Source organism: Methylobacterium sp. M6A4_1b, assembly GCF_053345175.1.
On record NZ_JBKEZQ010000007.1, the window covers coordinates 43842 to 69171 of the forward strand.

Genomic DNA, 25330 nt, shown 5'->3' on the forward strand with positions numbered 1-25330 from the left:
CAACCCAGCAAGGCGGCATGGACGCGACCTCCGGTCCTCTGAGCGACGCCGGGCTCCTGCCCGGGCTTCCCGAGCCGACCCCGGCCGCCACACCCTATCGGGTGCTGGCCCGCAAGTACCGCCCCCAGAATTTCGACGACCTGATCGGCCAGGGCGCCATGGTGCGCACCCTCGCCAACGCCTTCGCGGCCAACCGCATTCCGCAGGCCTGGATGCTCACCGGGGTGCGCGGCGTCGGCAAGACCACCACCGCCCGCATCCTCGCCCGCGGCCTGAACTACCTCCGCGACGGGCATCCCGACACGGGTCCCACCATCGCGATGCCGGAGCTCGGCCGGCACTGCCAGGCCATCATGGAATCCCGGCACATGGACGTGCTGGAGATGGATGCCGCGTCCCATACCGGCATCGACGACGTACGCGGCATCATCGACGGCATCCGCTATTCGCCGGTCTCGGCCCGCTACAAGGTCTACATCGTCGACGAGGTCCACATGCTCTCGGAGAAGGCCTTCAACGCCTTCCTGAAGACGCTGGAGGAGCCGCCGCCGCACGCCAAGTTCGTCTTCGCCACCACCGAGATCCGCAAGGTGCCGGTGACCATCCTGTCCCGGTGCCAGCGGTTCGACCTGCGCCGCGTAGAGGCCGAGACCCTGGTCGGGCACCTTGCCCGCATCTGCGCCGCCGAGGGCGTCGAGGCCGATGCGGAGGCGCTGGCGGCCATCACCCGGGCGGCCGAGGGCTCGGTGCGCGACGCGCTCTCGCTCCTCGACCAGGCGATCGCCCACGGGGCCGGCCTCGTCAGCGCCCAGAGCGTGCGCGACATGCTGGGCCTGGCCGATCGCGGACGCATCGTCGACCTGTTCGAGGCGGTGATGCGCGGCGACATCCCGGCGTCCTTCGCCGAGGTGCGCGGGCAGTACGAGGCCGGCGCCGACCCCGCCGTGATCCTCTCCGACCTCGCGAGCTTCACGCACCTCGTCACCCGCCTGAAACTGGTGCCGGAGGAGGCCGCCGCCGACCCGACCCTGAGCGAGGCGGAGCGGTCGCGCGGTGGCGATTTCGCGAGGAAGCTCTCCGTCCGGGTGCTGTCGCGGGCCTGGCAGATCCTCCTGAAGGCGATCCCCGAGGTGCAGACGGCGACCCGCCCCCTGGCCGCGGCCGAGATGGCCCTGGTGCGCCTCGCCTACGCGGCCGATCTTCCCACTCCGGACGAGGCCCTGCGTCAGATGAAGGCGCAGGCGCTGGCCGCCCCGGGCGCGGCGACGTCTGGCGCCACGCCGGCGGCCCCGGCCCCGGGACCCGTGGTGGCCGAGGGCCGCCCGGCCCTGCCACCGATCCCGACCTTCTCCGGCGCGGCGCCTTCGCCCCGCCCCGCCCTCACGATGGCGGCCCATGGCGGCGGCTCCCGCCCCGCCCTCGCGAGCCCGGCGCCGGCTCCCCAACCCGAGGGGCCGCGCCTCGCCCGCTTCACCGACGTCGTCGCTCTGGCGGATGCCAGGCGCGACATCGGCCTGAAGATGGCGCTCGAGCGCGAGGTCCATCTCGTGCGCTTCGAGGAGGGCCGCATCGAGTTCCGCCTCGCCGAGGGCGGGCGTCAGAGCGTCGCCAACGACCTCGCCCGTGCCCTCGACGCCTGGACCGGGCGGCGCTGGATCGTCGCCCTCTCCAAGGAGGCCGGTGAGCCGACCCTCGACGCCACCGCACGTGCCGCCACCGAGACCCGGCACCAGAACGCCGCCGCCCATCCCCTGGTCCGCGAGGTCCTGGCCCGGTTTCCGGGCGCGCAGATCGTCGACGTGCGCGACAAGGCCCCCGAGGCATCGCCCGCCGTCGAGGCCGCGCCCACCGGCGAGGCCGAGACCGACGAGCCCGACGACGAGGCATAGTCCCTGGAGCGCCCCTGCCCCAGATGTGAATCCACCCGGTTCGGAACGACAGAGAGGGCAGACCCGATGCGCGACCTCATGGGCATCATGAAGCAGGCCCAGGCCATGCAGGAGAAGATGGCTTCCCTGCAGGACGAGCTCGACACCGTCGAGGTGTCCGGCGCCTCCGGTGGGGGCGCCGTGCGGGTGACGATGACGGCCAAGGGCCTGGTGAAGGGCGTTCAGCTCGATCCCGCCATGCTTGTGGCCGACGAGCGCGAGATCCTCGAGGATCTCATCGTGGCGGCCGTCAACGATGCCCGCGGTAAGGCCGAGCAGGTTGCGGCCGAGCGGATGGCCGAACTCACCAAGGGTCTGCCGATCCCGCCGGGCATGAAACTGTTCTGAGCCCGTCAACCCGGCAATTCGGCAACATCGATCACAATTTGGTCGTCGAAGCGTTGCCATAACCCGGGCGGAGTGGAACGTTGGGTCTCCAACGTCCTTCCTCCGGCCGGATCATGAATTTTGGTTCGCACTCTCCTCGAGTCACAGAGGCGCAGCCGCTCGCTCTACCTGGACGTCTGAGGGACATCGCGCCCCTGATGGTGGGATTTCTGCTGCTGATCGCCATGGTCGCGGCGACCGCCAGCCTCGTGGCGACGCAGGATGCGAACCGCGCCGAATTGCGCCGCAGCGTCCGCATCCGCGACGCGATCTTCACCCTGTATTCCGGCATCCAGGATGCGGAGAGCGGACAGCGCGGCTACCTCCTCTCGGGCGACGAGACCTACCTCAAGCTCTGCGCGGACGCGGTCGCGAGCACGCCCGGCCGCCTGTCCACCATCGCGGAGGCCGTGGCGCGAAACCCCGGCATGGCGGCGATCGTCGCCCGCCTGAGCCGGGCCGCCGAGGCCAAGCTCGCCGAATTGCGGGAGACCGTGGCCCTGCGGCGCGCCGGGCAGGACGAGGCCGCCCTGGCCCGGATGCGCTCCGGAGACGGCAAGCACCTGATGGACGAGGTCCGCGCGCTCTTCGGGGAGGCTCAGGCCGACAATTACAGCCGCCTGATCAGCCGTCAGGAACAGGCGGGCGAGTCGGCTCGGCAGATCCAGTTCGCCGTCGCGGCTGCCGTCGTCCTGGTGGTCGTCCTGGGCGGCTACGTGGTGAGCGATGCGAGCCGGCGTCACCAGCGCACCCTTCGCGCCCATGCGGCCCTGCAGGGAGCGAACACCTCCCTGATCGAGGCCGCCGCCACGCGCGACATGCTCGAGGAGCGCCTGCGGCAATCCCAGAAGATGGAGGCCCTCGGCCAGCTCACCGGCGGCCTTGCGCACGACTTCAACAACATGCTGGCGATCATCATCGGCAATCTCAGCCTCCTCAAGCGCCGGCTGGAGCGGGGCGAGCGTGGGGTGGAGCGCTACGTCGAGCAGGCGCTCAAGGGGGCGGACCGGGCCGCGACCCTGACGCACCGGCTGCTGGCCTTCGCCCGCAAGCAGCCGCTGGCGCCGGAGGCCATCGCGTGCAACCGGCTCATCGGCGCGATGTCGGACCTGCTGCGCCGCAGCCTCGGCGAAGCCATCCGCATCGAAACCGTGACGACCCCCGACCTCTGGACCACGAAGGCCGACGCCAACCAGCTCGAGAACGCGATCCTCAACCTCGCGGTCAATGCCCGCGACGCGATGCCGAAGGGCGGGCGGCTCATCATCGAGACCGACAACGTTCACCTCGACGAGGCCTATGCCGCGCGGAATCCGGGCGTGCCGGCCGGCCAGTACGTCCTCGTGGCCTTGACCGACAGCGGCAGCGGCATGGCGCCCGACGTGGCCGCCAAGGCGTTCGACCCGTTCTTCACGACGAAGCCCGCGGGCCAGGGCACGGGGCTCGGGCTCAGTCAGGTCTACGGCTTCGTCCGCCAGTCCGGCGGGCACGTGGCGATCTATTCCGAACCCGGCCGCGGGACGACGGTGCGGCTCTACCTGCCGCGCCATCTCGGCGACGCCGCCGAGACCGAGCACGTCACGCCGACGATGCTCCCGGAAGGCTCGCCCCGCGAGGTGATCCTCGTGGTCGAGGACGAGGACGGCGTGCGCCACCTCGCCGTCGAGGCGCTGCGCGACCTGCGCTACACCGTCATCCACGCGGAAGGCGCCAAGGACGCCCTGCAGATGCTCGACACGCATCCCGACATCGCGCTGCTCTTCACCGACGTGGTCATGCCGGAGGTCGACGGCCGCGAACTCGCCGAGGCCGTCCACGCGCGTCGGCCCGACCTGCCGGTGCTCTTCACGACCGGCTATACCCGCAACGCCATCGTGCATAACGAACTCGTCGAGGCCGACGTGCAGTTGCTGGCCAAGCCCTACACCCTGGAGCAGCTGGCTCTCAAGGTCCGCCAGGCGATGGTGCACGAAGCGGCCTGAGGAAGCCCGCACGGCCCGTTTCGGGGCTTCAGACCCTCGAACCCGTGGGCGGGGAACCGATCTGCACCGCCATCAACCGGTCGGCAGCCGATAGCCCCGGTTTTCACGGATCGGAGTCTCTGTGTCTTAACGGATGCGCGTGTCTTCTGGAGCCATGGATGAGCATCGCAACGCCGTTCGAGCCCTGACGTATCTGTCCGGTCGTGTCGCCCTGGACGCGGCATCGGCCGAGACGACGCCCTGCCTCGTGCGCAACCTGTCGCCCATCGGGGCCCGCGTCGCCTTCTGTACGAAGGTCGAGGTTCCGGACAGCTTCGACCTCTTCATCGATCCGGGCGACAATGCCTACCGGGCGCACCGGATCTGGTCCAAGGGGAACGAAGTCGGCGTCCTCTTCCGCGAAGCGCGGGAGAACGCCCCCGAAGTCCTGTGCGACGATGTCCTCGGCGACGATGTCCTGCACAACGAAGGTGCTGCGGGCGGCGCGATCCGGAAATCGTAGCGCCCGCATCGCACCGCGTGCCGGGACGCGGACGCCCAGCGCCGCGCCCCGGATGGCCAGCGGTCAGGCGGCCGCGGAGAGCACCGGCTCGGCGGCGCGGACATCCGCGTCGACGTGGGCGGCGAAGCGCTTGAAGTTCTCCTGGAACATCGTGACGAGACGCGTCGCGGTCTCGTGGAAGGCCGCCTTGTTGGTCCAGGTCTCGATCGGCGACAGCACCTCGGTCTCGACCCCCGGCACCGCGACGGGGACCTGGAAGCCGAAATAGGGATCGCGGCGGAACTCGACATTCGCGAGCGACCCATCGAGGGCGGCCGTGAGCAGACGGCGGGTGACCCGGATCGGCATGCGGCGCCCGGTGCCGACGCCGCCACCGGTCCAGCCGGTGTTGACGAGCCAGCAATCGACCTCGTGATGGGCGATCAGGTCACGCAGCAGGTTGCCGTAGACGCTGGGATGGCGCGGCATGAACGGCGCCCCGAAGCAGGTGGAGAACGTCGCCTCCGGTGCGGTCAGCCCGCGCTCCGTGCCGGCGACCTTCGCGGTGTAGCCGGAGAGGAAGTGGTACATCGCCTCGGCGCCGGTCAGCTTCGCGATCGGCGGCATCACCCCGAAGGCATCGCACGTCAGCATCACGATGTTCTTGGGGTGGGCCGCCCGGCCCGTGGCGCTCGCATTGGCGATGAAGTCGAGCGGGTAGGCGCAGCGGGTGTTCTCGGTGAGCGAAGCGTCGTCGAAATCCGGGACCCGGGTCTCGGGGTCGATCACCACGTTCTCCATCACGGTGCCGAAGCGCTCGGTGGTGGCGTAGATCTCCGGCTCGGCGTTGCGCGAGAGGCGGATGGTCTTGGCGTAGCAGCCGCCCTCGAAGTTGAAGATGCCGTCCTTGCTCCAGCCGTGCTCGTCATCGCCCAGAAGCTGGCGCGAGGAATCGTTGGAGAGCGTGGTCTTGCCGGTGCCCGACAGGCCGAAGAACAGGGCCGATTCGCCGGCCTCGTCGAGGGCCGCGTTCGCCGAACAGTGCATCGGCATCACGCCGGCCTTCGGCAGGATGTAGTTGAGGTAGGTGAAGACCGACTTCTTCATCTCGCCGGCATAGGCCGAGCCGCCGATCAGGACGAGCTTGCGCGAGAAGTCGATGGCGATGACGGTCTTCGAGCGGCAGCCGTGCCGGTGCGGCTCGGCCTGGAAGCTCGGCAGGTCGATGATCGTGAGCTCGGGCACGTAGCTCGCGAGCGTGGCACGGTCCGGCCGGATCAGCAGGTTGCGGATGAACAGCGAGTGCCAGGCGAATTCGGTGAAGACCCGGGCATTGACGCCATGCGTCGGATCGGCGCCGCCGCGCAGGTCCTGGGCGAAGAGCTCGCGCCCCTCGGCATGCGCGAGGAAGTCGGCGTACAGGGTCTCGAACTGCTCGGGCGTGATCGCACCGTTGTTGTCCCACCAGATCTCGTTCTCGGTGGCGGCGTCGCGCACCACGAACTTGTCCTTGGGCGAGCGGCCGGTATGGGAGCCGGTGGTCGCCACGAAGGCGCCGCCGCGGGCTAGCTGGCCCTCGGCGCGGGCCAGGGCCTCCTCGTAGAGACGGGGAACGTCGAGGTTCCAGTGAACCGCCTTCAGGTTGCGCAGCCCGATGGCCTCGGAACCGTGCGCTGCGTTGAACTCGCCGATATTGGTCACGCTCATCTCTCCTCGGGCCCCTGATCGCGTCGCCGCCCCATGACAGGAAGCCGCATCGGCTCTCCATATCGGTTCGCCTCCGGAGCGTCCGCGCGGTTGGTCAGGTCCACCGCGCGCAGGTTCACCGCTCCGGAACTGCGCATCTCCTGCATAGAGCCGGATGATTTGCCGTCAATCCGCCTGTTGGCTGACAAAAAAACTTACATGACCGGGATTACCGGCGAAGATGCATTTGAAGCGCCTCGGTGCCGGAGCCTTTTCGGTGCGATTCGTCGGCGGTGGGGGCGAAATCCCGATCCGAAAACCCTATTTCAGGGATCTCCCGACGGGCTGGACGCGATCGAACGCACCGGACCCGTGCCGCCGCGCCCCGTCACCCGCCCGCCTCCTACGCAGTGTGCCGTGTGGGTACCTCAACCGTCACGAGAACTGTCGTCCATGGCACAAGCCGTCGCCGGTCCCGAGATCGAGCGCCTGATCCAGCTCCTGGCCCGCATGCCGGGCCTCGGGCCCCGCTCGGCCCGGCGCGCCGCCCTGCAGCTCATCAAGAAGCGCGAGACCCTGCTGGCGCCGCTCGCCGACGCGATGCGGGTGGCCTCCGAGCGGATCGTGGTTTGCCGCGCCTGCGGAAACGTCGACACCCGCGACCCCTGCACCATCTGCTGCGACGAGAGCCGCGACCCGGCCACCCTGGTGGTGGTGGAGGATGTCTCCGACCTCTGGGCGCTGGAGCGCTCCGGCGCCGTGACGGCGCGCTACCACGTCCTCGGCGGCGTGCTCTCCGCCCTGGACGGCGTGCGGCCCGAGCACCTCAACCTCGACAGTCTCGTGGCCCGTGCCGCAGACCCGGCCATGCGCGAGATCATCCTGGCGCTGAACGCGACCGTCGATGGCCAGACCACGGCCCACTACGTCACCGAATCCCTGAAGGCGCACGGCCTCAAGGTGACGCGCCTCGCCCACGGCGTCCCGGTCGGCGGCGAGCTCGACTACCTCGACGAGGGGACCCTCACCGCGGCCATCCGCAGCCGGACGCCGTTCTGAGCCCGGGGCACGCGGACCGGGTATTTGACCCACTCCCGGCGCCCCCGTATCTGCGGGGGCTCAGGCCGCCGCCCGCCCCGCATCCCGCTTCAAGTCCGATCGCCCCATGACCATCCGCCCCCTCGTGATCCTGCCCGACGCGCGCCTGCGCCTTGCCTCCGCGCCGGTCGGTCCCGTGACCGACGAGATCCGCACGCTCGCCGCCGACATGCTGGAGACCATGTACGACGCCCCCGGCGTCGGCCTCGCGGCGATCCAGATCGGCGTGCCGAAGCGCGTCGTCACGATCGACACCTCGAAGGACGAGAACGACCGCCATCCGCAGGTCTTCCTCGACCCCGAGATCGTCTGGGCCTCGGAGGAGAAGCGGATCTACGACGAGGGCTGCCTGTCGATCCCGGAATTCTACGGCGAGGTCGAGCGGCCCGACCGGGTGCGCGTGCGGTTCCGCGACCTCCAGGGCGAGGAGCGGGAGATCGAGGCGGACGGCCTGCTCGCGACCTGCATCCAGCACGAGATCGATCACCTGGACGGCGTGCTGTTCATCGACCACCTGTCGAAGCTGAAGCGCGACCGGGTGGTTAAGAAGTTCGCCAAGGCGGCCAAGCGCGGCGACGTCTGAGGCCGGCCTCGGGGATCAAGAGCCATGCGCGTCGTCTTCATGGGCACGCCGGATTTCGCCGTGCCGACCCTGGCGCGCCTCGCCGCCGACGGCCACGCGATCGCCGCCGTCTACACCCGCGCGCCGGCCAGGGCCGGACGCGGCATGGCGTTGAAAGCCTCTCCCGTACAGGTCCTGGCCGAGAGCCTCGGCGCGCCGGTGCTCGCGCCCGCCAGCCTGAAGGGACCGGAGGCCGCCGAGACCTTCGCCGGTCACGGGGCCGATGTCGGCGTCGTGGTGGCCTACGGTCTGCTCCTGCCGCAGGCGATCCTCGACCTGCCCCGTCACGGCTGCCTCAACCTGCACGGCTCGCTCCTGCCCCGCTGGCGCGGCGCGGCGCCCATCCAGCGCGCGGTGATGGCGGGGGATGCGCAGAGCGGTGTCGGCATCATGCGGATGGAGGCCGGCCTCGACACCGGTCCCGTGGCGCTGGAAGAGCGTCTTGCGATCACGCAGGGCATGACCGCGGGCCAACTCCACGACGCGCTGATGCCGCTGGGCGCCGACCTGATGGCGCGCGCGCTCCGGGGGCTCGAGGGGGGCGACCTGGCCTTCGCGCCTCAGGCCGAAGGCGGCGTCGTCTACGCCCACAAGATCACCAACGAAGAGGCGCGCATCGACTGGACCCGGCCGGCCCGCGAGGTCGCCAACCACATCAACGGGCTGTCGCCCTTCCCCGGCGCCTTCTTCGAGGCGGATTTCGGCAAGGGGCCGGAACGCGTGAAGGTTCTCGCGGCCGCGGCGGCTCCGGGTTCCGGAGCCCCCGGCACGCTCATCGACACCGAGGGCACGATCGCCTGCGGCGACGGTGCCGTGCGCCTCGGCGCTCTGCGCCGCGCCGGCAAGGGCGGCGTCAGCGACGGCGCCGAGTTCGTGCGCGGCACCCACCGCGTGCCGGGCACGCGGCTGGCATGACCGTTCCGGGCCGCGCCTGATGCCGCGCTACAAGCTCGTCATCGAGTACGACGGCAGCCCGTTCTGCGGCTGGCAGCGGCAGACCGCGCAGCCCTCCGTCCAGGCGGCGATCGAATCGGCGGTCAAGCGCTTCTCCGGTGAGATCGCGGGTCTCACCTGCGCCGGCCGCACCGATACCGGCGTCCATGCCACGCATCAGGTGGCGCATCTCGACCTCGCGCGGGCCTGGCGCACCGACGTCGTGCGCGACGCGCTCAACGCCCACCTGCGCCCGAACCCCGTCGCGATCCTCAGCGCGGAGATCGTCGGCGCCGACTTCAACGCGCGCCACTCCGCGACCCGCCGGCACTACCGCTACCGCATCCTCAACCGGCGCACCCCGCCGGTGCTCAACCGTGCCCAGGTCTGGCAGGTGCCCTGGTCCCTCGACGTCGCGCTGATGCGGGCCGCGGCCGCGCGCCTCCTCGGCCTGCACGACTTCACCGCCTTCCGGGCCGCCGAGTGCCAGGCGAAGAGCCCGCTGCGAACCCTCGATCAGCTCGACGTCGCGGCTCTGCCGATGGGCCTGCACGACGAGATCGTGGTGGCGACCTCGGCCCGCGCCTTCCTGCACCATCAGGTCCGCTCGATGGTCGGCACCCTGATGCTGGCCGGCAGCGGCCGGCTCAGCGCCGACGACGTCGGGGACATCCTGGCGAGTCGGGACCGCAGCCGCTGCGGGCCGCTGGCACCGGCCTGCGGGCTGACGCTGGTGGGCGTGGATTACGGCGATCACGCAACTTTGAGTTAATATGATTTAACTTGGAGTTGATGAATCGCCGGGAACGGCGATCATCCGTCGAGTCTGCCGCGATCCGCGTCGGAAACGATGGAAATTCCCGTGACGACGCTTCCCGTTCATCTGTTCATCCTTGGCGCCACCATCTTCGCGGCCTTGTCGCCGTTCTTCTTCATTGCGATCCGCGAGGCGGTGAAGCGCCAGAGACAGGAGGTCGTCCGGGACCTCGCGGCCGTCTTCGACATTGCAGGGCCTTCGAGCCAACGACTGATCCCCTCGTTCGAGTTCGTGAAGTACAAGTACTTCGTCGGCCGGCCGAAGGTCTTCGGAAAGAGCGGATCGATCGATGCGTCCGACGGGTCGCTGGATGTGTTCGATCAGTCCCGGCACCGCGAGGATTTCACCGCGACCGACTGGATCCTCGGCAGCGTCGCCTTCAGCCTGCTCGCGGCGGTCGCCGTGTTCCACAGCCTCTCGCTTCTCGCGACGCTGCTCTGCGCGAACTCACCGAGCCTGATCGGCCCGGACGGCATCTGTCCGAAGATCCAGGGCATGACCACGGTCTGGCTGTTCGGCGCCTGTGCCGCCTTCGCCGGCAGCTACCTCACGGCGTTGCGGAACCTGTATCGCGCGATCAAGAACTTCGACCTCAGCCCGGCGACGATCATCGGCGAGACGATCAAGATCGTGATCGGCATCGTGCTCGCGCCGATCCTGGTGATCGGCCTGCTGCGGGTCGGGGCGAGCGCGGCGGAGGGCCTTGCCAGGATCGACGAGCCGATGAGTTCTCCGCTGCTGCTGGCCCTGGCGATCACCGGATGCTTCGTCGCCGGCATCATGCCCGATGTCGTGCTCCGCAACATCCTGCAGCGCGACAAGCTGAAGAACTTCAAGCGAGAGGAGTACGACGTCTACCGGGCGTTCAAGATCACGCCCGTGGAGATCATCGACGGGATCGACAGCGAGATCCGCGTCCGTCTCGACGACCACCACATTCATTCGACCCAGAACCTGGCGACCGCCAACCCGCTGATGCTGTTCGTGGAGACGCCCTACGGCGTCTACCAGATCATGGACTGGGTGGCGCAGGCGCAGCTCTGCTGCTCGGTCGGACGCGAGAAGGTGATTCGGCTCTGGCCCCTCGGCGTACGCACCCTGTTCGACCTCGAACGGCTCGCGGCCCCGAGCGCAGTGCGCAACGAGGCCCTGCTTCTCGAGGTCGGCCGCATCGTCCTGGGTGGGAACCTGATCGACGCGGCGCCGGACCGGCAGGCGGCGGTCGATCTCGTGGTCGCCAGCATCGAGCTGCGGCTCGACGACCCGCACGTCCAGCGCTTGCGCCAGATCTTCATCGCGGTGGGCGATCGCCTCGGGCCGGACTGCCGACGCTTCCGGAACCAGCCCGCGGGCGCGACGGGAGGCGCCCCCGGGGCGACGACCGCCGCGAACGGCCCGTGAGGGCGAGGCGGCCCTATCGGGCGGCGAAATACGCCGCCAGGACCCGCGTGTAGATCGCCGTCAGGCGGTTCAGGTCGGCCACCGGCACACACTCGTCGATCTGGTGCATGGTCTGGCCGACGAGGCCGAACTCGATGACCGGGCAGGCATCCTTGATGAAGCGCGCGTCCGAGGTGCCGCCCGTGGTCGAGAGCACCGGGCGGCGGCCGGTCTCGGTGGCGATGGCGCCGGCGACGAGTTCGGTGAAGGCGTCGGGCTCCGTGAGGAAGGCCGGCGCGTTCGAGGGCAGCAGGTCGAGGCCGTAGCGCACGCTCCGCCCGGCCGCCGCGTCGAGGCGAGCCCGGATCTCGGCCCCCAGGGTCTCGGCGGTCCAACGGTCGTTGAAACGGATGTTGAAGGTGCCGTGCGCCTCGGCCGGGATGACGTTGGTGGCCGTGTTGCCGACGTCGAGGGTGGTGAATTCGAGGTTCGAGGCGCCGAAATGCTGGGTGCCGGCATCGAGCGGCGCGGCGAGAAGCGCCGAGGCGAGGCGCAGCAGGCCGGGAATCGGGTTCTCGGCCAGATCCGGATAGGCGACATGGCCCTGGCGCCCCTGCACGGTGAGTCGTCCCGTGAGCGAGCCGCGCCGGCCGATCTTGATCATGTCTCCGAGCGAATCCGGGTTGGTCGGCTCGCCGAGGAGGCAGTGGTCGAAGCGCTCGCCGCGCGCCCGCGCCCATTCGAGGAGCTTGACCGTGCCGTTGATCGCCGGCCCCTCCTCGTCTCCGGTGATGAGGAAGCCGATCGAACCCGGAAAGTCCGGACCGGCCACGTCCAGATAGTCGAGGGCGGCGGCGAGCATGCAGGCGATGCCGCCCTTCATGTCGACGGCTCCGCGCCCGTACAGCACCCCGTCCTCCACGGTTCCGGCGAAGGGGCCGTGGCGCCAGCGGGCGACGTCGCCGGGGGGCACCACGTCGGTGTGGCCGGCAAACAGCAGGTAGGGAGCGCCCGTGCCGATGCGGGCGTAGAGATTGTCGATGTCGGGCGTGCCGGGCTCCGAGAAGCAGGGGCGCTCCACGGTGAACCCGGCCCCTTCGAGGATGCCGGCGAGCCAGGCGAGCGCGCCTCCCTCCTCCGGGGTCACCGAGGGGCAGCGGATCAGGCTCTGGGCGAGAGCGAGGGGGGAGCGGTCGCGGGGCACGTTCGGCACGGGCGGGACTCTTCGCTGGGTGTCCTGGTGCGGACGGCCATAAGCGCCGTCGCGCGGGGGTGCAATTCGCGGCCGGGCTTTCGCCGCACGTCGGCGGGGCTTATCTGCCGGGCATGGCCTTCTCCCCCGACGAAGTCGAACGCTACGCCCGCCACCTCGTCCTGCCGGAGGTCGGCGGTCCGGGCCAGGCCCGCCTGAAGGCCGCCCGCGTCCTCGTCATCGGGGCCGGCGGCCTCGGCGCGCCGCTGATCCAGTACCTCGCCGCCGCCGGGATCGGGACGATCGGCATCGTCGACGACGACGCCGTCTCCCTGTCGAACCTGCAGCGGCAGGTGATCCACGCGACCCCCGACATCGGCCGCCTCAAGGTCGAGAGCGCGGCCGAGGCGGTGGCGCGCCTCAACCCGCACGTGGCCGTGGAGACGCACGCGACGCGCCTGACCCCGGAAAATGCGCAGGCGCTCATCGGCGCCTACGACGTGGTCGCGGATGGGTCCGACAACTTCGCCACGCGCTATGCGGTCTCGGACGCTTGCTTCCACGCCCGGCGCCCGCTTGTGACGGCGGCGCTCGGGCGTTTCGACGGCTCGCTGACCACCCTGCGCCCCTACGGGACCGATGCGCGCGGTCGCCCGAACCCGACCTATCGCTGCCTGTTCCCGAACCCCCCGCCGCCCGGCAGCGTCGCGCCCTGCGCCGAGGCCGGCGTGCTCGGCGCGCTCGCGGGCATCATGGGGTCGCTGATGGCCCTGGAGGTGATCCGCACGGTCACGGAGTTCGGCGAGCCCCTCGTCGGGCGCCTCCTCATGGTCGACACCCGCGCGATGCGGTTCGAGACCCTGGGCTACGCCTGGGACGAGGCCAACCCCCTGAACGGGACCGGCGCGGCGGGCTGACCCCGGGGCCGACCCCGCCCTCGCGCCCTACTCCGCCGGCAGGGCGTCGAGCAGCGGACGCGGCTCGCGGGCGCGCAGGCCGTCGTCGTGGGCATCGGTGAACTGCAGTGCGGCCAGCTGCGCGTAGAGGGCGCCCTGCGCCAGCAGGCTCTCGTGGGTCCCGCTCTCGACGATCCGGCCCCCGTCGAGGACGAGGATGCGGTCGGCCTTGCGGATCGTGGCGAGGCGGTGCGCGATGACCAGGGTGGTTCGGCCGCGCATCAGCGTGTCGAGGGCGGTCTGCACCGCGCGCTCGCTCTCGGCGTCGAGGGCCGAGGTCGCCTCGTCGAGGAGCAGGATCGGTGCATCCTTGAGGATGGCCCGGGCGATCGCCACCCGCTGGCGCTGGCCACCGGAGAGGGTGACGCCGCGCTCGCCCACCGTGGTGGCGTAGCCCTGCGGCAGGGCCTGGATGAAGCCGTCGGCATGGGCGAGTTCGGCCGCGCGCTGGACCTGGGCCTCCGTCGCCTCGGGCCGCCCGTAGCGGATGTTCTCGAGCACCGAGCCGGAGAACACCGTCGGGTCTTGCGGCACGAGGGCGAGTCGTTCGCGCAGGCTGTCCGGGTCCACCCGGGCGACGTCGACGCCGTCGACCCGGATGAAGCCGGATTGCGGATCGTAGAAGCGCAGCAGCAACTGCAGCACCGTGGTCTTGCCGGCGCCCGATGGACCGACGAGGGCCACCCGCTCGCCGGGCGCTATGGTGAAGCTGATGCCGTCGAGGGACGGATGATCCGGCCGGGTGGGGTAATGGAACCGCACGCTCTCGAAGGCCACGGCGCCCCTGGCGGGGACCGGCAGGGCCAGCGGATCGGCCGGGGAGCGGATCGTCGATTCGGCGGCCAGGATCTCGCCGAGACGCTCGGCCGCGCCCGCCGCCTGGGCAAGCTCGCCGTAGACCTCCGAGAGCTGTCCGAGGGCACTCGCCCCGAACACCGCGTAGAGCACGAACTGTGAGAGCTGACCCGCCGTCATGGTGCCGGCCAGGACCCCTTGCGCGCCGTACCACATCACGCCGACGACGCTGGCCGAGATGAGGAAGATGGCGACGCCGGTGAGGAGCGCCCGCGCCTGGATCGAGTCGCGTGCGGCCCCATAGGCGTTCTCGGCGGCGGCGGCGAAGCGGGCCGCTGTGGTCCGGCCCATGCCGAAGGCCTGCATGGTGCGGATCGCGTTCACCGCCTCGGCGGCATAGGCCGAGGCGTCGGCGAGGCGGTCCTGGGCCGCGCGGGAGCGGCGCCGCACGCCGCGGCCGGAGAGAATCAGCGGAAAGACGATGAGCGGAATGGCCGCCAGGACGAGGACGGACAGCTTCGGGCTCGTGATGACCATCATCACCACGGCGCCGGTGAACAGGAAGGCGTTGCGCAGGAGGATCGAGATCGAGACGCCGAAGACGGCCTTCACCTGTGTGGCATCCGCGGTGAGGCGCGAGATGATCTCGCCCGAGAGCGAGCGGTCGAAGAAGGCGGGGTCCAGCTGGGTCAGACGCCGGAACACGGCGGTGCGCAGATCCGCCACCACCCGCTCGCCGAGCGTCGCGACGGTGTAGTAGCGCGCGCCGCTCGACAGGGCGAGGACCGCCACCACGCCGATCAGGGCGGCGAAGTAGGTGTCGATCACGCTCTGACCCTCGGGCGAGAAGCCATGGTCGATGACCCGACGCAGGGCGATCGGGACCACGAGGGTCGCGCCCGAAGCGGCGAGGAGCGCCAGGAACGCCGCCAGCATCCGGCCCCGATAGACCATCGCGAACGGAATCAGCGGGCGCAGCGACCCGAGCGGAGCCTTCGGCCGGGCCTCCCCGGGAATTTTCTTGTCACGGCCGCGAGCCATGGTGCCTCGTCATCATTGGTCTTTGAGGAAAAGCGACCGTCCAGCGGTCTCTTCGATCGGCGCACGCTTGTCGGGCGAAGGTGCGTGAGGTATAGGCGCGCCTTCATCCGATTGCGCGTGATCTATGGCCGCGGGCCGCCAGACGGGCCGGTCGGCTTGGCTATTCAAGGATTTCGTCATGGCAAAGAGCGCGGCCGACAAGGCCAAGGGTACCGAGCATCCCGACTACCACTTCATCAAGGTCGTGATGACCGACGGGTCCGAGTACATGACCCGGTCGACCTACGGCAAGGAGGGCGACACCCTCAACCTCGACATCGATCCGAACACCCATCCGGCCTGGACCGGCGGCGAGCAGAAGATGCTCGATCGCGGCGGACGCGTGTCGCGCTTCAACTCGCGCTTCGGCGCTCTTTCCTTCGGCAAGAAGTAAGGTCGCCCCGGACTTCCGCCGCGGCGACGCGGCGAGGCCATCGGAACGACGCAGAACGGGTGGCACCCTCGGTGCCGCCCGTTCTGCGTTCGGAAGCCCCTCGCCCGGTTCGAGACCGGGCGTGCGGCCGTGTCAGGCGGAGGCCGCGCCGAAGGCGGAGCGGAGCAGGCTCAGCTGGGCGACGACGGGGCTCTCCTGGGGCTGAGGAGTCGGGCGCTCGTCGGCGATCAGGCCGTCGAGGTGCAGGATCCGGCTGTGGAGCCGGCGCGAGCGCACGATGAGGTCCTGCAGGGTCGGGGGCAGGACGCCGAACACGTCGCTGCGGAAGGTCTCGGGCGTGGTGAGTCGCACCCGGGTCTTCTCCTGCATCGCCTCGGCCGGCGTTAGCTCGCCCTCGGAGACGGCCCGCTGAACGAGGAGCCAGGAGGCGATCTGCATCAGACGCGTGGTGAGGCGCATGCTCTCGCTGGCATAGCTCAGCGTGCCGTCGCGAGACATCAGGCGGGATTCCTCGCGACCCGTGCCGTCGAGATAGGCCGCAGCCTCCTCGACCAGGGTCATGCCCTCGCGGAAGAGGACCTTGAAGGCCTCCGAGGTGACGTAGGTGTCACCGAAATTCACCCAGTCGCGCTCGTCCCGGAACATGACGTCGAACCCGCTCATGGTGCCTCCTGTGCCGCGACCGGACCGATTGCGTCCCGAAATGGGACGAAGGCGACGCGTTTGCACCTGTCTGCGCAACTCTAGCGCCGAACGTCCCGGTCCGCGGCTTTTACCGGTTGTTAACGTTAACCCGACCGGCCGGTGCCATCGGTGCAGCGGGTGACCGCGCAGCGCTTGGTGTCCGCGTAGGACCGGAGACGAAAAAAGGCCGCCCGTTGCGGGGCGGCCTGTCAGGCGAGTTTCGGGAGCAGTCCAAGCGAGCGAACGGAAAGGTCCGCACGCTGTCCGGGAGCACCGAACAGGATCACAGGATGGCGCAAGTCGGTTAACGATTGGTTGATGCCGTCGCGGCCCGCGCGCCGCGTTCGGGGTCGCGGATCCTGCCGTTTCGGTACGCCGCGGAATTGACTTGGGCGGGACCTTGCCCCATAAGCCGCGCCATCGCGACGCGGCGCCCTTGAGGGGCGCTGTTCGCGCTTGCAGACACATTTCAGGGCGAGTGAATATCCGGCGCGGCCTTCGGTGCGGCCCGGATCGATCCTCGGCCATTCGGAGATCGCGCCATGAAGAGAACTTATCAGCCCAGCAAGCTCGTGCGTAAGCGCCGTCACGGCTTCCGTGCCCGCATGGCCACGGCCGGCGGCCGCAAGGTCATCGCGGCCCGTCGCGCCCACGGCCGTAAGAAGCTCTCGGCCTAAGAGATCGGCGGCGCCGTCACGGGCGGCGCGCCACATCATGCGTCTGGCCCAGGGCCACAGGACCCGCTGCGGGATCGGATCGGCCATGTCATCGGCCACCTCGACGATCGGGCGGCTTACGCGACGCTCCGAGTTCCTGGCTGCGGCCGGCGGGCGCCGCTTCCACAACGAACGCCTGTCGGCGCAAGGCCTTGTCCGCACCGCGGAGCCGCCCCTCGACGGCGTCTTCGGCGGGTTGCCCGACGACGGCCTGCGCATCGGCTTCACCATCACCAAGCGGGTCGGGCACGCCACGGAGCGCAATCGCATCCGGCGGCGCCTGCGCGCTGCCGTGGCGCAGGCCGCCGGCGACCTGCCGGTGCGCCCGGCCGACGTGGTGCTGGTGGCGCGGCGCCCTGCGCTGCACGCGCCCTTCGAAACCCTGATCGACGACCTGCGCCGTGCCGTCGCCGTGGTGACGAAGCCGCAAGGACCGAAATCCGAATCGTCTCCTCCGCGTCCCGCCCGGCGCGGACGCGGCAAAGGCGCGCCCGTGCCTGAGGCTTCGAAGTCTGGCGCATCGCCGGCGGCTCCGGTATTGGCCTCGGGCGCGACGGCCTCCGTCGCGGCGTCCGGCCCGGTACCGGCCCGCGCGAACGCGCCCTCCCCTTCTCCCAACGCATGCGACGGACCGACCGATGGGTAATGACAAGACGAACATGATCGTCGCGATCGCCTTGTCGCTGGCGGTCCTGCTCGGCTGGAACTACTTCGTCGCCGCCCCGCGCGTGGAGCAGCAGCGTCAGGCCGCCCTCCAGAACAAGGCGGCCACGCAGCCGGCCGGTCCTGACGGCGTGCCGAGCGCCAGCCCGAAGGAGGGCGGTCCGGCCAATCCCGTTCCCGGAACCCTGCCGGGCGCTTCCGGCGCCGGCGCCGGCGTCATGCCCCGGGAAGCGGCGATCGCCCGCTCTCCGCGCGTCGCCATCGACACGCCGGCGCTCGCCGGCTCGATCGCTCTGAAGGGCGGCCGCATCGACGACGTCTCGCTGAAGAGCTACCACGAGACCGTCGACGACAAGAGCCCGCGCATCGTCCTGCTCTCGCCGACCGGCACCGAGAACCCCTACTACGCGGAGTTCGGCTGGGTCGGTCAGAATGCCGGTCCGCTGCCCAACGGCGACACCGTCTGGACGGCCGACGCCGAGACCCTGGCGCCGGGCAAGCCCGTCACCCTGAGCTACGACAACGGCGCCGGCCTCGTGTTCAAGCGCGTCGTCGCGGTGGACGACAAGTTCCTGTTCACGGTCCGCGACGAGGTCGAGAACAAGGGCGCCAACGCGGTCAGCCTCTATCCCTACAGCCTCGTCTCGCGCTGGGGTAAGCCCCACACCCAGGGCTACTACGTGCTGCACGAGGGTCTGATCGGCGTCCTCGGCGCCGACGGCCTGCAGGAATACACCTACGACCACCTCGCCAAGGAGCCGGCCCTCGGCAATGCCAGCACCAAGGGCAAGACCTGGGCCGGCGTGACCGGCGGCTTCGTCGGCATCACCGACAAATACTGGGCCGCCGCAGCGATCCCGGACCAGGCGACCCCCTATACCGGCAGCTTCACCGAGCGGACCGACGGCGCCACCAAGGTCTATCAGGCCAACGTGCTCGGCAACGTGCAGGTGGTGCAGCCCGGCGCCTCGGCCGCGGCGACGCAGCAGCTCTTCGCCGGCGCCAAGGAGGTCAACACCGTCAATGCCTATCAGGCGAACCAGAACATCAAGCAGTTCGACCTGCTGATCGACTGGGGCTGGTTCCACTTCATCACCAAGCCGATGTTCCGGGCGCTGGACTTCTTCTTCCACCTGTTCGGCAATTTCGGCGTGTCGATCCTGGTGGTGACCTTCTGCCTGAAGCTGCTGTTCCTGCCCATCGCCAACAAGTCCTACCAGTCCATGGCCAAGATGAAGGCCGTGCAGCCGGAGATGGCGTCGATCCGCGAGCGCTATGCGGACGACAAGATGAAGCAGCAGCAGGCGATGATGGAGCTGTACAAGAAGGAGAAGATCAATCCGGTCGCCGGCTGCTGGCCGGTTCTGATCCAGATCCCGGTCTTCTTCGCGCTGTACAAGGTCCTGTTCATCACCATCGAGATGCGGCACGCGCCGTTCTTCGGCTGGATCCAGGATCTGGCGGCGCCCGATCCGACGAGCTTCCTCAACCTGTTCGGCCTGCTGCCCTACGCGGCGCCGGACTTCGTGCATCTCGGCATCTGGCCCATCATCATGGGCATCACGATGTTCATCCAGATGAAGATGAACCCCGCGCCGCCGGACCCGGTCCAGGCGCAGATCTTCACCTTCATGCCGATCGTGTTCACCTTCATGCTCGGCTCGTTCCCGGCCGGCCTGGTGATCTACTGGGCCTGGAACAACACCCTGTCGGTGATCCAGCAATACGTCATCATGCGTCGCAACGGCGTGAAGGTGGAGCTGTGGGACAACCTGCGGGGGATATTCCGAGGCAAAACCACCGACAAGAACGCCGTCGCCAAGAACTGAGGCGCTCCGAGGCTTCGGCCACGGCACGACAGTCCAACCGGTCCTCTCCGTCTCCCGACGGGGAGGACTTCCTGTTTCCGGCGTGTCGGCTCGCGAGGGCGGCGGATGCGCCTCATCCGTCCGGAGCCGCCCGATGTCAAAAGCCGAAGACGATGCCGCCCTTCTGGAGGCGGGACGCCTGCTGTTCGCAGGGGCGGCCGACTTCATCGCCTCGGCGCCGAACGTCCCTGCCCTGCCGTCGATGAAAGGCGTCGAGATCGCCTTCGCGGGCCGCTCGAACGTCGGCAAGTCGAGCCTCGTCAACGCCCTCACCGGACGCAACACCCTCGCGCGGACCTCGCATACGCCGGGTCGCACCCAGCAGCTCAACTTCTTCGACATCGGCGGCCGCCTGACCCTGGTCGACATGCCGGGCTACGGCTACGCCGCGGTGGAGAAGACCAAGGTCGAGGCCTGGACCGATCTGATCCACGACTACCTGAAGGGCCGCTCGAACCTCGCCCGGGTGTTCATGCTGATCGACTCGCGCCACGGCCTGAAGAGCATCGACGCGGACGTCCTCGACGGACTCGACAAGGCCGCCGTCAGCTACCAGATCGTGCTGACCAAGGGCGACGCCCTGAAGAAGTCCGAGATGGATGCGCGCATCGCCGGGGTTCAGGCCGCCATCGCCCGGCGCCCTGCGGCCTATCCGGAGATCCTGCTCACCTCGAGCCGCGACGACCGGGGCGTGCCCGAATTGCGGGCCAGCATCGCCCGGCTGTTGCAGGAGCGCGGCGCGTGAGCGGCCTCGACCGCGCCCTCCTGGCGATGGGCGCCCTCGCGGGGCTCCTCGGCGTGGCCGCGAGTGCGGCGGCCGCCCATGTCAGCGGAGCCGACAGCCTGAAGACCGCCGCGCAGTTCCTGCTGTTCCACGCCCCCGCGATCCTCGCGCTCGTGGGGCTGGCTGCCACGGGCACGACGCACCGGCCGATGACCCGCCTCGCGGCGGGTGCACTCGTGCTCGGACTCGCGCTGTTCTCGGGCGACCTTGCGCTCCGGGCGCTCCACGGCACGCCGCTGTTTCCCATGGCGGCCCCGACCGGCGGCTTCGCTCTGATGGCCGGCTGGCTGCTCGCCGCGCTGTCGGCCGCCGTACCCGTCCGACGCGCCTGAGGCCGGCGCCGCCACGGCGATGCGACGGACCGGCTTCACGCTGGTCCGGGGCGGAAGGCTCGACCCGGGCGGTCTCCCCCCACCTACGATCCGTCACGTCTAGACATGAACTAAACTGCGAAACCCAAACACATTTTCAACGATTGATCTGATAAAGGATAACACGAGCACCCATCTCTATTTCGTATAGTCCGAGTCGAGCAATGTCCATCAAGTCGCGACTGTTCGCAATCATTTCCGTCCTCGGTCTCTTCGTCTTCTACGAAGCCGCGACAGATCTCCATGGATCGCTCGGACGATGGACACGGTCGAATCTCGTTTCGCAACTCTCCGGCGGCGAACTGATGCTGTCCCGAGGTCTTTCGGAACTTCGATTCGAGCGCGGTTCCATGGTTTCGGCGCTGGCGCTCCAGACCGACAAGCTCGGACCGAACCTCCGTGAGATCGCGGCCCGCCGCAAGATCAGCGATGACGCGTTCCCCGTCGCCCTCGAGCGCCAATCGGCTCAGGAAGGCCTCGATACGCGCCGGTTCGCCGAACGGTTCAAGGCGCTGCAGCAGGTTCGCCAGGAGGTCGACACGAATCTGGCTCTCCCGGTGGCCGCGCGCGATCCGGGCCTCACCAAGCGGGTCAACGAAGCGATCGGCAACCTGATCGCCGCGATCGAAGGGCTCCTGGCCGCGACCGAGACCCGAATCCGCGAGCTGGATTCGAGTTTCTCCAACCTGCTGCGCGTGCGGGAACTCGGCTGGTCGGCCCGGACCTTGGCCGGGAACACCAACCTCATCGTCAACGACGTGCTGGCGCAGAACCGCGCGATCACCCCCAAGGACGTCCAGGACTACACCGTCCTGAGCCGCCAGACCGAGTTCGCCTTCGGCATCGTGGAGTCCATCGTCGAGGCCATGCCGAACTCGGAGGCGTTGAAAGCCGCCGTCCGACAGGCCCGTGACGGCTACTTCAAGGGCGCCTTCCCGGCCCGCAACCAGGCCCTCCTCACCACGCTGGCGGACATCACGCTGCCGCGCCCGACCCTCGCGGAATCGCGTGCGCTTTCGACACCGGCGATCGACCTGATCATGGCGATCCCCCTCGCCGCCGTGAACCAGCTCGATGCCACGGCGACCGAGGCGGCCCTGGACGCCAGGACCGGTGCGATGACGCAGGTCGCCGTCCTGACCTTCGCGCTCCTGCTGGGTGTCGCCAGCCTGATCTGGGTCGTGCGCGGCGTGACCCGCCCCATCGAGCGCATGACCGGCGCGATGCGCCGTCTCGCCGACGGAGACGCGATCTCCGAAGTCCCTTATGCCGGGCGTCGAGACGAACTCGGCGCGATGGCGGGCGCGGTGCAGGTGTTCCGCGACAACCTGCTCCGGACCCGGCAGTTCGATCACGAGACGGCCCTGGCACGGGCCTCGGCCGAAGACCAGCGCCGAGCCGGCATGCAACAGGTGGTGGACGGCTTCGAGGCGACGGTCGGCGGCATCGTCGGCAGCGTGTCGGCGGCGGCGGGTACCTTGTACGGGACGGCGCGCGGCATGAGTTCGGCCGCCGGTCAGACCGCCGCGCAGGCGTCCGGCGCGGCCGCGGCCGCCATTCAGGCCGCCACCAACGTCACCACGGTGGCGGCCGCGGCCGAAGAACTCGGTGCGTCGGTCCAGGAGATCGGACGTCGGGTCTCGGAATCCGCCAGCTTGGCGCAGGCGGCGGTGACCGAGGCGACGGCGACCGCCGATCTGGTGCGGAACTTGGCGGATGCCGCCAGCCGCATCGGCGACGTGGTGGCGCTCATCTCCAGCATCGCGGGCCAGACCAACCTCCTGGCGCTCAACGCCACCATCGAGGCGGCCCGGGCCGGGGAAGCCGGGCGCGGCTTCGCGGTGGTCGCCGCCGAGGTCAAGGAACTCGCCAACCAGACCGCCCGGGCCACCGACGAGATCAGCGCTCAGATCGGCCAGATCCAGACCTCCACCGGCCAAGCCGTGGGTGCCATCGGCGGGATCGGAGCGCGCATCCGGGAGATTTCAGGGGTCGCGACCTCGATCGCGGCGGCGGTGGAGGAGCAGGAAGCGGCCACGCAGGAGATCGTGCGCAATGTCGGCCAGGCCGCCGCCGGGACGGATGCGGTGACGACGAACGTGGCGGACGTGGCGCGCACGGCGGAGGAAACCGGAATGGCGGCGACCCAGGTGCTGACCTCGGCCTCGGATCTCACGCGCCAAGCCGAGCATCTGAACGTCGAGATGCTGCGCTTTCTCGCGACCGTCCGGGCCGCCTGAAGCGCGACGGACGACCCGCCTGCCGACGCTTCCCGCGAGGCGGACTCCTCAGGGGACCAGGGGCGGTAGCTGCGGCGCCGCCCCGTCCGGCAGGGCGGTACGGGCCATGTTCATGCTCATGGCGAGCAGCGTGTAATAGCCGTTGATCCCTGCCATCTCGATGGCCCCCTGCTCGCCGAAGGTCTGGACCGCCCGCGCGTAGGTGGTTTCGCTCACCGCCTTGTTGTGGTGCAGTTCCATCGAGAACGCGTAGACCAGCGCCTCCTCCGGTCCCATCGCATCCGGCCGCCGGCCTTCCTGGATCGCCGCGACGATGGCCGGGGCGAGGCCGGCCTTCAGGGCGATCGGCGCGTGGATGTGCCACTCGAGCTGCTGCGTCCATTCCCGGGCGGTGATCAGGATGATGAACTCGCTCAACACCAAGGGCAGCACGCTGCGGTAGCGCAGGTGCAGTCCCATGTTGCTGGCGTTGGTCATCAGCTCGGGACTGCGCAGGAGCGGCACGAACGGACCGAAGACCGGTGTCTTTCGCGCCGCGAGGAAAGCCTCGGAGGCGGCCTTCTGCTCCGGGCTGAGGGCATCGGCCGGGATCGGCGGCAGGCGGTCTTGGGCCAAGGCGGGCAGGCTCCCGAACAGAAGGATCGACAGGACCGTCAGGACGGCGATGCGCATGAACTTTGTCCTCTGATCCATCTCGCGGCCTACGGCATCACCGGCGGGTGGTAGGTCAGCGTGAAGGCCAGCGCCCAGAGCAGGAAAAGCACGACGGGCAGATGGATGAGGAGCTGAAGGAAGCTGAACCCGACGATGTCTCGCGCCTTCAAACCGAGGATGCCCAGTAGCGGCAGCATCCAGAACGGATTGATGAGGTTCGGCAGCGCCTCGGCCGCGTTGTAGACCATCACGGCCCAGCCGAGGTGGACCTGGAGCTCGTTGGCCGCCTGCATCACGTAGGGGGCCTCGAGCAGCCACTTGCCGCCGCCCGACGGCACGAAGAAGCCGAGCACCGCCGAGTAGACGCCCATCGAGATCGGGAAGCTGCCCGTGGTGTTCAGGCTGACGAAGGCGTGGGTGATCACCTCGGAGACCGAGATCCCGGCCGCGTTCTTCGGCCCGGTCAGCATCGCGCTGATGGCGGCGTAGAGGGGGAACTGGATGAGGATGCCGGCCGTCGCCGGCACCGCCTTGGCCACCGCCACGAGGAAGCGCTTGGGGCGCCAGTGAAGCAGCAGGCCGAGGGTGATGAACAGGAGGTTGTAGGTGTTCAGGTTCGAGATCGCGGTGATCCAGGATTGCCGCGCGAACTCCTGGTAGATCCACGCGCCGGCGATCAACACGAGGAGGATCGTCAGGATCGGTGAATGCTCCAGCCACTCGCCGGGCTGTTCGGGCCGCCCGAGATCGGGCTTTTCACGGTCGACGTTCACACCGAGATCCTCGGCCGTCACCGCGGTGTTCGGGCGCGGCGCGGAGGCGTAGGCGATGATCACCGACATCACGAACAGGATCGCGGCGATCAGCATCGACTGCCACAGGAAGATGGTCTCGCTGAAGGGGATCACGCCGGTGATCGGCAGGAGTGCCTTCGGCAGGCTGGCGGGGTTCGCCTGGAGCTGGGCCGCCGAGGAGCTCAAGCCCATCGCCCAGGTGGCGCCGAGGCCGAGATAGGCCGCCGCCCCCGCGGCACGGTAATCCATGCGCAGTTCCGTGCGGCGGGCGAGCGCGCGGGCGAGCAGGCCGCCGAAGATCAGGCTCAGGCCCCAGCTGAGGAACGAGGACAGCATGGTGGCGGCGGCGACGAAGCCGACGGCGCCGCGACCGGTCTTCGGGATGCTCGCCAGCCGGTCGATCAGCGCCTGGACCGGGGGCGCCGTCGCCACCACGTAGCCACCGATGGTCACGAAGGCCATCTGCATGGTGAAGGGGATCAAGCTCCAGAACCCGTCGCCGAAACTCTTGGCGATGGCCGGCGCCGGGGCACCGTTGGCGAGCGCGCCCAGCGCCACGACGACCACCGCGATGGCCACGAAGATGAAGGCGTCGGGAAACCACTTCTCGGCCCAGGCGGTGAAGCGGACGCCCGCCCGCGACAGGGCACCGTCCGTCGCGGCCGGATCAGCGCTGCGCTGCGGCGTAGGTGTCGACATCGGAAGGTCCTGGGAACGAGGAACGTGGCCTTGGGGGCCGCATTCTCCGCAAATGCCGAATCCGCTCAAGACGTATTCGCGCCGGTGCACAGCCTTGGTGAGGAAGGTTGCGCGCGAATGTCAGGG

General features: G+C 69.5%; 23 protein-coding genes. 17 read left to right on the plus strand and 6 right to left on the minus strand.

Going from position 1 to position 25330, the window contains the following annotated elements:
• The first annotated feature begins 17 nt into the window (after positions 1-17).
• The 4 genes from ACLBWX_RS09295 (at position 18) to ACLBWX_RS09310 (ending at position 4799) form a co-directional block, all read left to right on the plus strand.
• Complete coding sequence (locus ACLBWX_RS09295; RefSeq protein WP_447676789.1) at positions 18-1889, plus strand: DNA polymerase III subunit gamma/tau; 1872 nt, start codon at positions 18-20, stop codon at positions 1887-1889.
• Positions 1890-1955: 66 nt separating this feature from the next.
• Positions 1956-2276 carry a YbaB/EbfC family nucleoid-associated protein gene (locus ACLBWX_RS09300; protein WP_055947962.1) on the plus strand — a complete coding sequence of 107 codons (321 nt, stop codon included), beginning with the start codon at positions 1956-1958 and terminating at the stop codon, positions 2274-2276.
• 197 nt (positions 2277-2473) lie between these two features.
• Positions 2474-4297 (plus strand): CHASE3 domain-containing protein, encoded by a 1824-nt coding sequence (locus ACLBWX_RS09305; RefSeq protein ID WP_447676790.1) that lies wholly within the window; start codon positions 2474-2476, stop codon positions 4295-4297.
• A 154-nt stretch (positions 4298-4451) separates the two neighbouring features.
• Entirely contained in the window at positions 4452-4799 is a 348-nt protein-coding gene (locus tag ACLBWX_RS09310) for a hypothetical protein (protein WP_447676791.1), read from the plus strand.
• Positions 4800-4862: 63 nt separating this feature from the next.
• On the opposite strand, the gene ACLBWX_RS09315 is transcribed toward ACLBWX_RS09310, so the two are convergent.
• On the minus strand, positions 4863-6479 hold the full coding sequence (locus ACLBWX_RS09315) for a phosphoenolpyruvate carboxykinase (RefSeq protein WP_447676929.1): 1617 nt from the start codon (positions 6477-6479) through the stop codon (positions 4863-4865).
• Positions 6480-6917: 438 nt separating this feature from the next.
• Between ACLBWX_RS09315 and recR the strand changes: the two genes are divergently transcribed.
• The 5 genes from recR (at position 6918) to ACLBWX_RS09340 (ending at position 11335) form a co-directional block, all read left to right on the plus strand.
• Positions 6918-7523 carry a recombination mediator RecR gene (gene recR, locus ACLBWX_RS09320; protein ID WP_447676792.1) on the plus strand — a complete coding sequence of 202 codons (606 nt, stop codon included), beginning with the start codon at positions 6918-6920 and terminating at the stop codon, positions 7521-7523.
• A 106-nt stretch (positions 7524-7629) separates the two neighbouring features.
• Positions 7630-8145: a peptide deformylase gene (locus tag ACLBWX_RS09325; RefSeq protein ID WP_447676793.1), complete on the plus strand. Its 516-nt coding sequence runs from the start codon at positions 7630-7632 to the stop codon at positions 8143-8145.
• Between the two features lie 24 nt (positions 8146-8169).
• Positions 8170-9099, plus strand: a complete 930-nt coding sequence (gene fmt, locus ACLBWX_RS09330) for a methionyl-tRNA formyltransferase (protein ID WP_447676794.1) — start codon at positions 8170-8172, stop codon at positions 9097-9099.
• A 19-nt stretch (positions 9100-9118) separates the two neighbouring features.
• A complete protein-coding gene (truA, locus tag ACLBWX_RS09335) occupies positions 9119-9889 on the plus strand; it encodes a tRNA pseudouridine(38-40) synthase TruA (protein ID WP_447676795.1) in 771 nt (256 codons plus the stop codon).
• 90 nt (positions 9890-9979) lie between these two features.
• Positions 9980-11335, plus strand: a complete 1356-nt coding sequence (locus ACLBWX_RS09340) for a hypothetical protein (RefSeq protein ID WP_447676796.1) — start codon at positions 9980-9982, stop codon at positions 11333-11335.
• A 13-nt stretch (positions 11336-11348) separates the two neighbouring features.
• Here the strand turns inward: ACLBWX_RS09340 and dapE are convergent, their stop codons facing one another.
• Positions 11349-12518: a succinyl-diaminopimelate desuccinylase gene (dapE, locus tag ACLBWX_RS09345; protein ID WP_447676930.1), complete on the minus strand. Its 1170-nt coding sequence runs from the start codon at positions 12516-12518 to the stop codon at positions 11349-11351.
• Between the two features lie 122 nt (positions 12519-12640).
• On the opposite strand from dapE, the gene ACLBWX_RS09350 reads away from it, so the two are divergent.
• Complete coding sequence (locus ACLBWX_RS09350) at positions 12641-13423, plus strand: HesA/MoeB/ThiF family protein (RefSeq protein ID WP_447676797.1); 783 nt, start codon at positions 12641-12643, stop codon at positions 13421-13423.
• A gap of 27 nt (positions 13424-13450) precedes the next feature.
• Here ACLBWX_RS09350 and ACLBWX_RS09355 read toward each other — a convergent pair whose 3' ends face one another.
• Positions 13451-15298 (minus strand): ABC transporter transmembrane domain-containing protein, encoded by a 1848-nt coding sequence (locus tag ACLBWX_RS09355; RefSeq protein ID WP_447676798.1) that lies wholly within the window; start codon positions 15296-15298, stop codon positions 13451-13453.
• Positions 15299-15476: 178 nt separating this feature from the next.
• Here ACLBWX_RS09355 and rpmE point away from each other — a divergent pair, with 178 nt between their 5' ends.
• On the plus strand, positions 15477-15731 hold the full coding sequence (rpmE, locus tag ACLBWX_RS09360) for a 50S ribosomal protein L31 (protein ID WP_055948879.1): 255 nt from the start codon (positions 15477-15479) through the stop codon (positions 15729-15731).
• 132 nt (positions 15732-15863) lie between these two features.
• On the opposite strand, the gene rcdA is transcribed toward rpmE, so the two are convergent.
• A complete protein-coding gene (gene rcdA / locus ACLBWX_RS09365; RefSeq protein ID WP_108038504.1) occupies positions 15864-16394 on the minus strand; it encodes a protease adaptor protein RcdA in 531 nt (176 codons plus the stop codon).
• 563 nt (positions 16395-16957) lie between these two features.
• Between rcdA and rpmH the strand changes: the two genes are divergently transcribed.
• The 6 genes from rpmH (at position 16958) to ACLBWX_RS09395 (ending at position 23057) form a co-directional block, all read left to right on the plus strand.
• Positions 16958-17092, plus strand: coding sequence for a 50S ribosomal protein L34 (gene rpmH, locus ACLBWX_RS09370; protein WP_055947927.1), 135 nt, complete (start codon positions 16958-16960; stop codon positions 17090-17092).
• An 85-nt stretch (positions 17093-17177) separates the two neighbouring features.
• Complete coding sequence (gene rnpA / locus ACLBWX_RS09375) at positions 17178-17777, plus strand: ribonuclease P protein component (RefSeq protein WP_447676799.1); 600 nt, start codon at positions 17178-17180, stop codon at positions 17775-17777.
• Positions 17770-19623: a membrane protein insertase YidC gene (gene yidC, locus ACLBWX_RS09380; protein WP_447676800.1), complete on the plus strand. Its 1854-nt coding sequence runs from the start codon at positions 17770-17772 to the stop codon at positions 19621-19623. The genes rnpA and yidC overlap by 8 nt, the downstream gene beginning before the upstream one ends.
• Positions 19624-19756: 133 nt before the next feature.
• On the plus strand, positions 19757-20407 hold the full coding sequence (gene yihA / locus ACLBWX_RS09385) for a ribosome biogenesis GTP-binding protein YihA/YsxC (protein WP_447676801.1): 651 nt from the start codon (positions 19757-19759) through the stop codon (positions 20405-20407).
• Positions 20404-20778, plus strand: a complete 375-nt coding sequence (locus tag ACLBWX_RS09390; protein ID WP_447676802.1) for a DUF423 domain-containing protein — start codon at positions 20404-20406, stop codon at positions 20776-20778. Before yihA ends, ACLBWX_RS09390 begins: the two co-directional genes overlap by 4 nt.
• A 389-nt stretch (positions 20779-21167) precedes the next feature.
• Positions 21168-23057: a methyl-accepting chemotaxis protein gene (locus ACLBWX_RS09395; protein WP_447676803.1), complete on the plus strand. Its 1890-nt coding sequence runs from the start codon at positions 21168-21170 to the stop codon at positions 23055-23057.
• Between the two features lie 48 nt (positions 23058-23105).
• On the opposite strand, the gene ACLBWX_RS09400 is transcribed toward ACLBWX_RS09395, so the two are convergent.
• Positions 23106-23729 (minus strand): carboxymuconolactone decarboxylase family protein, encoded by a 624-nt coding sequence (locus ACLBWX_RS09400; protein WP_447676804.1) that lies wholly within the window; start codon positions 23727-23729, stop codon positions 23106-23108.
• Between the two features lie 29 nt (positions 23730-23758).
• The gene (locus ACLBWX_RS09405; protein ID WP_447676805.1) at positions 23759-25204 is read right to left on the minus strand and encodes a short-chain fatty acid transporter; all 1446 of its coding nucleotides are present in this window, start codon (positions 25202-25204) and stop codon (positions 23759-23761) included.
• Positions 25205-25330 lie beyond the last annotated feature (126 nt).